A 10,395-nucleotide genomic window follows, 5' to 3' on the forward strand; every position below is an offset into this window, starting at 1 on the left:
GGAAGACACGGGATGAATTCGGACACGACCAACTCCACCGCTTCGGCGAACGACCTCACCCAGCGCTTTGCGCTCGACGTGCAGGGTTTCGGCAAGCTCAGCGCGCAGGCCAAGGCCTCGCCGCAAGCCGGTATGAAGATGGCCGCGCAGCAGTTCGACGCGGTGTTCACGCAAATGATGCTGAAGAGCATGCGCGACGCGACCCCGCAGGACGGTCCGTTCGATTCGCACGACAGCGCCACCTTCACGTCGATGATGGACCAGCAACTGTCGCAGCAGATGTCGCAGAAGGGCATCGGCGTCGCCGACGCGATGCTCAAGCAGATGATGCGCAATCAGGGCCTGCAGGTCGGCGGCGCGTCGGGTGGCGCGGGTGCCTCCGGCGGCCTCGTCGGCATGGCGAACGCGCTCGGCGGCGGCAGCGGCAGCGGCGGCGACGAAGGTCAGACCGCGGCGCTCAACGCGCTGGCCAAGGCCTACGGCAACAAGCAGGCGAACGGCCAGTTGGCGATGGGTCACGGCTACTCGGCCAACAGCGCGTTGACGCCGCCGCTCAAAGGCGACGGCAGCTCGCCGAAAGTCGATGCGTTCGTCGACAAGCTCGCCGCGCCCGCACAGGCCGCGAGTTCCGCGACGGGCATTCCGGCGCGCTTCATCATCGGCCAGGCGGCGCTCGAATCGGGCTGGGGCAAGAGCGAGATCAAGAAGGCCGACGGGTCGACCAGTCACAACGTGTTCGGCATCAAGGCGAGCAGCGACTGGACCGGCAAGACCGTGTCGACCGTCACGACCGAATACGTGCACGGCAAGCCACAGCGGGTCGTCGAAAAATTCCGCGCCTACGACTCGTACGAAGACGCGATGACCGACTACGCGAGTCTGCTCAAGGGCAACCCGCGTTACGCCCAGGTGATCAATTCGGCGCACGACGTGAACGGTTTCGCCAACGGCATGCAGCGCGCCGGTTACGCGACCGACCCGCACTACGCAAAGAAGCTGATGTCGATCATGCAGAAGATGGGCTGAGGGTTGGCGGCCGGTCGAGCCGCCTGACGCAGGAGAATTCGTGTGCGGTTTTAAACGTTTAAGGGAAATATTTCACGCGCGCCCCTAAACTTTGGCCGGGTCTTGCCGCTAATCACAGTTAGACCCCATGCCGGAAAGCGTTGTACTGTCCGGTTGATTGCGCGTGCTGCGGCTTCGATGAAGACCGCGCGAAAGCCCCGGCAGGAGCCCTGGCACGCGCCCGCAAGCACACGCATACCGGCAAGCTCAATGGATATGAACCAGTCGATCGGCCAGACCGCAGCGCCCGGCCAGCCGCAGGCACAGAACAACGAAGAGGCGCACGATTTCGGTCGCCGCAACCCGCTCGAAATCGGCGTGCAGTTGCGCAACCTCGTGAACCGGGGAGATTTCCTCACCGCCCAGTACGCGGGCGGGCAGCTGGTCACCCGCCTGCTCGACGTGGACGTGCGCGGCCGGACCTTCACGTTCGACTGGGGTGCGCTGTCCGAGCAGAACAAAGGTTTGCTCGACGCGCCGCGTTGCCAGTTTCACGCCGCGCCCGAGGGTGTGCGCGTGGAGTTCGCGACCGGCGCGCCGCGCGAAACCCGCTTCGAGGGACTGCCGGCTTTCGAGGCGGATTTCCCCGAGGTGCTGTTTTACGTGCAACGGCGCGAGTACTTCCGCGTGAACGCGCCGATTCTCGATCCGTACATCTGCACGGGCCGGTTCCCGGAAGGCGACACGTTCCGTTTCGAAGTGCACGACCTGTCGCTGGGTGGTGTCGGCATGCGGACCGCGAGCGAGCGGGTCGCCGAATTGCCGATGGGCACGCGTCTGATGGATTGCGAGCTTGCGCTCGGCGCGCTGGGTCGCCTCGCGCTCGATCTGCAACTGGTGTCGCACCGGTCGATTGCGTTGCCGAACGGCACGCAGCGGTATCAACTGGGTTTCCGTTTTCTGACGTTGCCGGGCAACGCGGAGAACACGTTGCAAAGGCTGATTACGCAGCTCGAAATGAAACGCCGCTCGCTGGTCCGGTGAGAAGTCAAAACGCCGCAGCCGTGCGGAACACGTATCGCGATGGCCTCAATTTTTGCTGTCCGGGGCCGTTAAACAGACTGTTCAAGTAACGCGGCGGCATGTGTCATGTGTCGCCCTTCAGGATGACGCATGTCCAGCTCTCTCATCAATCTCGGCCTTAGTGGACTGAACGCGGCGCAGTGGGGTCTCACCACGACCGGTCAGAACATCAGCAATGCTTCCACGCCGGGTTACACGATCGAAACGCCGGTGTATGCGGAATCCGGCGGCCAGTACACCGGCTCCGGCTATCTGCCCTCGGGCGTCTCGACCGTCACCGTGCAGCGCCAGTACAGCCAGTACCTGACCACCGAGCTGAACAACGCGACGTCGTCGAGCAGTTCGCTGTCGACGTACAACACGATGATCACGCAACTGAACAACCTGGTCGGCAGCCCGACCGCGGGGATTTCGAGCGCGATCACCAGCTACTTCACCGGTTTGCAGAACGTCGCGAACAGTCCGTCCGATCTGGCCACGCGTCAGACCGCGGTGAGCGGCGCGCAGACGCTGGCGGACCAGATCAACGCCGCCGGTCAGCAATACGACGCGTTGCGTCAGAGCGTGAACACGCAGCTCACCAACACCGTTTCGCAGATCAACACCTACACCCAGCAGATCGCCCAGTTGAACGGCCAGATCGGCGCGGCCAGCACGCAAGGTCAGCCGCCGAACCAGTTGCTCGATCAGCGCGATCAGGCCGTGGCGAACCTGTCGCAACTGGTCGGCGTGCAGGTGGTCGACAGCAACGGTAGCTATAGCGTGTTCATGAGCAACGGCCAGCCGCTCGTCTCGTCGAACAACAGCTACAACCTCGGCACCGCGACGTCGTCGGGCGACAGCAGCGAACTCACCGTGCAATACCTCGGCCAGGCCGGCGCGAATCCGGCGCAGACGCCGCAAGATCTGCCCGACAGCAATATTTCCGGCGGCACGCTCGGCGGTCTGGTTTCGTTCCGCAGCCAGACGCTCGATCCGGCCGAAGCGCAACTCGGCGCGATCGCCGTGAGCTTCGCCTCGCAGGTGAACGCGCAGAATTCACTGGGCATCACGCTGAACGGCAGCAAGGGTGGCGCGCTCTTCACCGTCGGCACGCCGACCGTCTATGCGAACACCAAAAATACCGGCAGCGCCGAGCTGAACGTCTCGTTCGCCGATTCGACCCAGCCGACTACCGGCGATTACACGCTGGCTTTCAACGGCACCACCTACACGCTCACCGACAATTCGACCGGGAGCGTGGTGGGTTCCGCCACCGATCTCTCCAAACCGATCGACGGTCTGCAGTTTTCGACCACCGGCACGATGAACGCCGGCGATTCGTTCACGGTCGAGCCGACGCGCGGCGCGCTGAACAGTTTCGCCACGGCGACCACGGCTGCTTCGGCCATCGCCGCCGCGGGTCCCGTGCTCGGTGCGGCGACCTCGACCAACACCGGCACCGGCACGATTTCGTCGGGCTCGGTCACGGCCGGCTACACCATGCCGAGTTCGACCACCACGCTCAAATACGACGGCACCGGCTTGTCCGGTTTCCCGGCGGGTTCGACGGTGACGGTGGCGGGTACGCCGCCGACCAGCTATCCGATTACGGATGCGACGACCGTGGTGCCGTATTCGGCGAACACGGGTGCGTCGCTCACGATCAACAACAGCACTGCCGGTCAGATGAACGGCGTGTCGGTGACGATCAGCGGCTCGCCTGCGACCGGCGACACCTTCACCATCGGCCCGAACACCGGCGCGACGAGCGACGGCCGCAATGCGCTGGCGCTGTCGAATCTGTCGACGGCGAAGTCGCTGGCAGGCGGCACCGTGACGTTGACGGGCGCCTACGCGAACTACGTCAACCAGGTCGGCAACCAGACCAATCAGGTGCAGACGTCGGCGACCGCGCAGGCTTCGCTCGTGACGCAGATCACCGCCGCGCAGCAATCGGTGTCGGGCGTGAACATCAACGAAGAAGCAGCCAATCTGCTTCAGTACCAGCAGTTGTATCAGGCGAACAGCAAGGTCATCCAGACCGCGCAGACACTGTTCCAGACGATACTCGGCATCTTCCAGTGAGGCGTTGACCATGCGCATTTCCACGACGCAGTACTACTCCCAGAACGTCGCGACGATGAGCGATCAGCAAGCCCAGCTGTCGCAGTTGTACGCGGAGATTTCGAGCGGCGTGAGCCTCTCCACGCCGGCCGACAATCCGCTTGGCGCGGCGCAGGCCGTGCAGTTGAGCGCGACCGGCACGACGCTGTCGCAGTACACGACCAATCAGAACACCGCGATCTCTTCGTTGCAGCAGGAAGACACCACGCTCGGCAGCGTCAACTCCGTGCTGCAGAATATTCACACGCTGACCTTGCGCGCCGGCGACGGCTCGCTGAACGACAGCGACCGCAGCGCGCTCGCCACGCAATTGCAGGGCTTGCGCAGCCAGTTGATGACGCTCGCCAATTCGACGGACACGCAAGGCAACTATCTGTTCTCCGGCTATCAGAGCGGCGCGCAGCCTTACAGCATCGACTCGGCCGGCGCGGTCACGTATTCGGGCGACACCGGTTCGCCCGCCGTGCAGGTCAGCGGCTCGAACGTCGTGCAGACCGGCGACAACGGCGTAGCGATTTTCGGCAGCGTGGCGCCGATCGGCACGAGTTCGGTTCCGGCGGGCGCGAGCGGCAATACCGGCAGCGGCTCGATCGGCAGCGTGAGCCTGAACAATCCGACCGACCCGGCCAACGCGGATACTTATCAGATCAACTTCTCGTCGGCGACCACCTACACGGTGAGCTCGACCGATCCGGCGACCGGCAACGTCACGACCAGCCAGCCGCAGGCCTTCACGTCGGGTTCGGCGATCACGCTCGGCGGTCAGTCCGTGACCATCACGGGCGCACCGAACGCAGGCGACAGTTTTTCGGTGACGCCGGCCACACAAGGCAGCACGGACGTGTTTGCAAATCTGAACCAGTTGATCACGACGTTGCAGCAGCCGGTGGCGGGCGACGCCGCATTGGCCAGCTTCCAGAGCTCGCTCGCCACCAGCATGACGCAGCTCGAGAACACGATGAACAACGTGACGACGGCGCAGGCATCGGTGGGCGGACGCGAGCAGGAAGTGCAGGCGTTGCAGACGGTCACGCAGACCAACTCGTTGCAGACGGCGAACAACCTGGCCGATCTCACGCAGACCGACCTCGTCAAGACAATCAGTCAGTACACGACGACCCAGGCTTCGCTGCAAGCGGCGCAACAGGCGTTCGTGCAGATCCAGAACATGTCGTTGTTCCAGTACATCAATAACTAAAGCGGCACGCTGAACGTAGAAGGGCGTCCCATGCGAAAGCGCGGGACGCCCTTTTTTTATCTCTTCATCGCCACGGTGAAAACCGCTATCTCAACCCGGCCGCGACGCGTCCCATCTCATCGATGCCGACTTCGAACAGCCGCGTGAAAAACGGGATCATGTTCGGGATCATCAACTGCAGGAGCAGCATGCCGATCAGCATCGTCAACGGGAAGCCGATCTGGAATACGCCGATTTGCGGTGCGGCGCGGTTCAGAATGCCGAGCGCGAGGTTGGTGATGAGCAGCGCCGCGACCACCGGCAGCGACAGCAGCAGACCCGCCGAAAATATCGTGCTGCCGAAGTTCGCGAGCGTGCGCCAGCCGGCCGCGCCAAGAATGTTGGAGCCGACCGGCAGCGTCTGGAACGTGGCGAGCAGCGCGCTGATCATTTGCAGATGGCCGTCGATCACGAGGAACACCAGCATGGCCAGCGTGTTCATGTAGCTCGACAGCACCTGGCTCGAACTGCTCGCCTGAGCGTCGAAGAACGTCGCGAAGCCGAGCCCCATGCCGAGACCCACGAAGTCGCCCGTCGCGCTGACCGCCTGGAATACGACCTGCATGGTCACGCCGAGCGCAATGCCGATCAGGAACTGGTTCACGATGATCCACACGCCTTCCGCGGAGAACACCGTGACCTGCGGCAGCGCGCCGAGCGTCGGTGCCACGATGATGGTGATGAACGCGGCCAGCGCGATCTTCACGCGCATCGGCAGCGAACGGTTGCCGAGGACCGGCGCGGTGGCGAACAGCGCGAGGACTCGCACGAACGGCCACAGGAACGCGGTGAGCCAGCCGTTCAGTTGCGCGTAGGTGACGGAGAACATGGCGGCGGGGAGGGGCGTGAAGCGGCGAGGAGCGCGCCGCTCAGTTGACGAGCGTCGGGATGCTGGTCAGCGTCTGGCGCAGATAGTCGAGCATGGTCGTCAGCATCCACGGACCGGCGACGACCATCGTCACGGCAATGGCGAGCAGTTTCGGAATGAACGACAGTGTGGTTTCGTTGATCTGCGTGGCCGCCTGGAACAGGCTCACGATCAGACCGACCACCAGCGCCACCAGCAGCAGCGGCGCGGCGAGCAGCAGGCTCACGTACATCGCCTGATGCGCGATGGTCATGACGGATTCTTGATTCATGGCGTCGACCGGAAAGAGGAGGTTGCGTCTAGACGAAGCTCTGCGCGAGCGAGCCGAGCAGCAGTTGCCAGCCGTCCACCAGCACGAACAGCATCAGCTTGAACGGCAGCGAGATGGTCGCGGGCGATACCATCATCATGCCCATCGACATCAGCACGCTCGCTACCACCATGTCGATGATCAGGAATGGAATGAAGATCGTAAAGCCGATCTGGAAGCCGGTTTTGAGTTCGCTCGTGACGAACGACGGCACCAGCAAGGACAGCGGCACGTCTTCCGGACCTTGCATGGGTGCCGCGTGCGAGATGCGTGCGAACAGGGCGAGATCGGTTTCGCGGGTCTGCTTCAGCATGAAGGTCTTGAACGGCGCGAGCCCGCGATTCACGGCGGTTTCCATCGGAATCGCGCCGTCGGAGAAGGGCTTGTAGCCGTCGGTGTAAGCCTTGTCGAGCACCGGCGACATCACGAATAGCGTGAGGAACAGGGCCAGACCCACCAGCACCTGATTGGGCGGCGTGGTGGTCGTGCCGAGCGCCTGACGAAGCAACGACAGCACGATGATGATGCGCGTGAAGCTCGTCATCATCAGGACCATCGCGGGCAGGAACGACAGCATCGTGAGCAGCAGCATCGTCTGCACGCTCAGCGAGTAGGTCGTGCCGCCGTTCGGGCCCGGGCTCGTGTTGAAGGCCGGCAAGCCGGCGGTCTGCGCAAACGATAGCGCGGGCAGCGTCAGCAGGAGTGCCGGCAGTGCGAGGTTCCGCACGACAGTGAGCAGGTTGGTGACGGCGCGGGACCGGCGCGAGGGATGCGCTGCGCGCGCAGAAGAAAGACTGAACTGCATTACCGAACTCCGCCGCCTTGCCCGTTGAAACGTTTGCCTACTTCGCCTTTCAAGGCGTCGCGAAAGCGCTGACCGAAGCTGCCGGGCAACGCCGTGCCGGGTGCCGTAGCCGCGGCCGATGCGCCGGGTACCGTGCCGACCGTCGACTCCATGCCGGCCGAACCTGCCGGCATCGTATGCAGCAAACGCACGTTGCCGGGCGCCGTGCCGAGCACGAGCCACGTATCGCCGATTTCCACCACCGCGACGCGCTCCTTGCCGCCGAGCGAAGCGCCGCCGATGGTCTTCACCAGACCGCCGCGGTTCGCCGGTTGCAGGCCGAAGCGGCGCGCGAGCCATGCACAACCGAACACCAGACCGATCACCACCAGCAGGCCGACGATGGTCTGCAAAACCGCGCCGACGCCGAGCGCCGGAACGGCTGTGCCTGCGCCGACGCCGGAGCCGATCTTCGCGGCGTTGTTGACCGCGTTCATGTCCGCCGCGTGAGCAGTGAATGGCGCGAACGGCGCGAGCAGCAGCAGCGACAGGAAGCCTGCGCTCGCCGTCGGTCGGATGCGGGCGACGAACGTTGCGCGGCGGGTCATGCGTTTCATCGATTCAGCTTCCGGATGCGTTCGGACGGCGTGATGATGTCCGTCAGACGGATACCGAACTTGTCGTTCACCACCACGACTTCGCCCTGCGCGATCAGACAGCCGTTGACCAGCACGTCCATCGGTTCGCCGGCCATGCCGTCGAGTTCCACGACCGAACCCTGCGCGAGTTGCAGCAGGTTGCGGATGGCGATCTTGGTGCGGCCGAGTTCGACGGTCATCTGGACGGGGATGTCGAGAATCATGTCGATGTCGTTGCGCGTCGAGGTCGGCGCGACCTTCGACAGCGGCTGGAACACACCGGCCGTCGTGGCGTTCACTTCCGTGTTGTCGTTTTGCTCGGCGAGCGCGCTGGCCCAGTCGGCCATGGCCGCGTCGTCTTCGGCGCTGGTTGCGTCGGCCGCCACTTGCGACTCGAGCTTGCCGGCTTCGGTCTTGGCGTTCAGGTCACTCATATCCACCTTCCTTCATCGTGTCGCTTGCGCTGATCATCTTCTGGACCCGCAACGCGTACTGACCATTAAAAATTCCGTAGCCGCACTCCATCACCGGCACGCCGTCGACTTTCGCCGTGATGTGTTCGGGGATGTTGATCGGCAGAACATCGCCTTTGCGCATGTTCAGGATCTGTTCGAACGTGACCGGCACCTGCGCGAGGTCGGCGGTCAGTTCCACTTCCGCGGCCTGCACCTGCTGCGAGAGCACGCGTACCCAGCGGCGGTCCACTTCGAGCGCTTCGCCCTGGATCGGCGACGACAGGATGTCGCGGATCGGTTCGATCATCGAATACGGCATGCAGATGTGCAGCGTGCCCCCGGTCGTGCCGAACTCGATCGAGAACTGCGTGACGATGACGATTTCGTTGGGCGTCGCCACGTTGGCGAACTGCGTATGCATTTCCGAGCGCATGTATTCGAACTGCAGCGGGCGCACGCTTTTCCACGACGCCGTGTAGTGTTCGAACACGAGGTTGAGCAGCTTCATGATGATGCGCTGTTCGGTCGCGGTGAAATCGCGGCCTTCGACGCGGGTATGGAAACGCCCGTCGCCGCCGAACAGGTTGTCGACCACGAAGAACACCAGGTTCGGATCGAACACGAACAGCGAGGTGCCGCGCAACGGCTTGACGTGGACCAGATTCAGGTTGGTCGGGATCGGCAGGTTGCGGGTGAATTCGCTGTACTTCAGCACCTTCACGGGGCCGACGGAGATTTCCGCCGAGCGCCGCATGAAGTTGAAGATACCGACGCGCAATAGCCGCGCGAAACGGTCGTTGATGATTTCGAGGCCCGGCATGCGGCCGCGGACGATGCGTTCCTGCGTCGCGATGTTGTACGGGCGGACGCCGGACTGGTCGGTCTGTTCCGCTTCCGCGTCGGACTCGCCGGTGACGCCCTTGAGGAGGGCATCGACCTCCTCCTGGGACATGAACTCTTCGTGGCCCATTGCTTATTCCTCGTGCGTCCCGTGGCGGTGGATGATGGCGGCGTTAAACGACGTCACGGACGTCACTGGACGACGAATTCGGTGAACAGGACTTCCTGCACGTGGATCGGCGCGGCGCCTTTATCGGTCGGCTGTTCGATCAGTGTTTGCAGTTCCGTGGCGAGTGCGCGTTTGCCTTCGAGCGGCGCGAGGTCGTCGGGGTGTTTGTTCGACAGGGCGAGCAGGATACGGCTGCGGATTTCCGGCATGTGGTCGGTGAGTTCCTGCTGGGTTTTGGCGTCGCCGAGTTTGAGCGTGAGGCCGACGCGCAGGAAGTGTTGCTGGCCGTCGTCGGATTGCAGGTTGACCGTCATCGATTCGAGCGGAAAGAACGTCGGGGCGGCCGCCGGCGCGGGGGCGGCTTCGGCGGAGGCGCTTGCCGGGGCGCGTTTCGCCATGAAGAACCACACGCCGGCGCCGGCAGCGCCGGCTGCGACGATCGCGATGACGGCGATCAGGATGATGCGCTTCAAGGGGCCCGGCGAGGCGGGCGCGGCTTGTTGGGGGGCGGGTGTGGTGGCCATTTGGGTTTGGTGTGTTTTTGCGGTGTTCTTGCGGTTGCTGGTGGCGGGTGCGGTTATGCGGCTGCTGTGTGCGTGTGGCTGGTCGCGTGTTGCTGGTCGCGTGTCCCGCGCCGTCAGTGCTGGTGATAGTGATTGTTGGGCATTTGCCCTCGCCGTGATGGGCCGAAAAGAAGGGGGATTGAGGGTTATCTCTGGACTTTGAGGTTTGGGGCCTGGGCGGCCTGTTGTTGGCTTCTTTGGCCTTTCCTTGCTTTGTTAGTGGTCTATTAGCGTTCCCCCTGTGCGGGGGGGCACCTACTTTTCTTTGCCGCCGTGTATGGACTGGAGACATGGGTAACAGGTGTACCGGGACATGGGTAACACTCCGGAAATGCAA

11 protein-coding genes are annotated in these 10,395 nt (G+C 63.6%); 4 read left to right on the forward strand and 7 right to left on the reverse strand.

Annotated elements, in window-relative coordinates; all coding sequences use genetic code 11:
• The first annotated feature begins 12 nt into the window (after positions 1-12).
• The 4 genes from flgJ (at position 13) to flgL (ending at position 5,392) form a co-directional block, all read left to right on the forward strand.
• Positions 13-1,026 (forward strand): flagellar assembly peptidoglycan hydrolase FlgJ, encoded by a 1,014-nt coding sequence (flgJ, locus tag FQ746_RS20615; RefSeq protein ID WP_144111474.1) that lies wholly within the window; start codon positions 13-15, stop codon positions 1,024-1,026.
• A gap of 249 nt (positions 1,027-1,275) precedes the next feature.
• Positions 1,276-2,049 carry a flagellar brake protein gene (locus tag FQ746_RS20620; RefSeq protein WP_144111475.1) on the forward strand — a complete coding sequence of 258 codons (774 nt, stop codon included), beginning with the start codon at positions 1,276-1,278 and terminating at the stop codon, positions 2,047-2,049.
• Between the two features lie 129 nt (positions 2,050-2,178).
• Positions 2,179-4,155, forward strand: a complete 1,977-nt coding sequence (gene flgK / locus FQ746_RS20625) for a flagellar hook-associated protein FlgK (RefSeq protein ID WP_144111476.1) — start codon at positions 2,179-2,181, stop codon at positions 4,153-4,155.
• Positions 4,156-4,165: 10 nt separating this feature from the next.
• Positions 4,166-5,392: a flagellar hook-associated protein FlgL gene (gene flgL, locus FQ746_RS20630; RefSeq protein ID WP_144111477.1), complete on the forward strand. Its 1,227-nt coding sequence runs from the start codon at positions 4,166-4,168 to the stop codon at positions 5,390-5,392.
• Positions 5,393-5,477: 85 nt separating this feature from the next.
• On the opposite strand, the gene fliR is transcribed toward flgL, so the two are convergent.
• The 7 genes from fliR to fliL all read right to left on the reverse strand — a co-directional run bounded on the left by fliR (position 5,478) and on the right by fliL (position 10,019).
• Complete coding sequence (fliR, locus tag FQ746_RS20635) at positions 5,478-6,260, reverse strand: flagellar biosynthetic protein FliR (protein ID WP_144111478.1); 783 nt, start codon at positions 6,258-6,260, stop codon at positions 5,478-5,480.
• Positions 6,261-6,300: 40 nt separating this feature from the next.
• A complete protein-coding gene (gene fliQ, locus FQ746_RS20640; RefSeq protein ID WP_144111479.1) occupies positions 6,301-6,570 on the reverse strand; it encodes a flagellar biosynthesis protein FliQ in 270 nt (89 codons plus the stop codon).
• 28 nt (positions 6,571-6,598) lie between these two features.
• Positions 6,599-7,414 carry a flagellar type III secretion system pore protein FliP gene (gene fliP, locus FQ746_RS20645; protein ID WP_144111480.1) on the reverse strand — a complete coding sequence of 272 codons (816 nt, stop codon included), beginning with the start codon at positions 7,412-7,414 and terminating at the stop codon, positions 6,599-6,601.
• A complete protein-coding gene (gene fliO, locus FQ746_RS20650; RefSeq protein ID WP_144111481.1) occupies positions 7,414-8,010 on the reverse strand; it encodes a flagellar biosynthetic protein FliO in 597 nt (198 codons plus the stop codon). The genes fliP and fliO overlap by 1 nt, the downstream gene beginning before the upstream one ends.
• Complete coding sequence (gene fliN / locus FQ746_RS20655; protein WP_144111482.1) at positions 8,007-8,465, reverse strand: flagellar motor switch protein FliN; 459 nt, start codon at positions 8,463-8,465, stop codon at positions 8,007-8,009. Before fliN ends, fliO begins: the two co-directional genes overlap by 4 nt.
• Positions 8,458-9,456 (reverse strand): flagellar motor switch protein FliM, encoded by a 999-nt coding sequence (fliM, locus tag FQ746_RS20660; RefSeq protein WP_144111483.1) that lies wholly within the window; start codon positions 9,454-9,456, stop codon positions 8,458-8,460. Before fliM ends, fliN begins: the two co-directional genes overlap by 8 nt.
• Positions 9,457-9,518: 62 nt before the next feature.
• A complete protein-coding gene (gene fliL, locus FQ746_RS20665) occupies positions 9,519-10,019 on the reverse strand; it encodes a flagellar basal body-associated protein FliL (RefSeq protein WP_144111484.1) in 501 nt (166 codons plus the stop codon).
• Positions 10,020-10,395 lie beyond the last annotated feature (376 nt).

It is taken from the genome of Paraburkholderia sp. BCC1886, from assembly GCF_900996245.1.
Classification (GTDB): Bacteria; Pseudomonadota; Gammaproteobacteria; order Burkholderiales; family Burkholderiaceae; genus Paraburkholderia.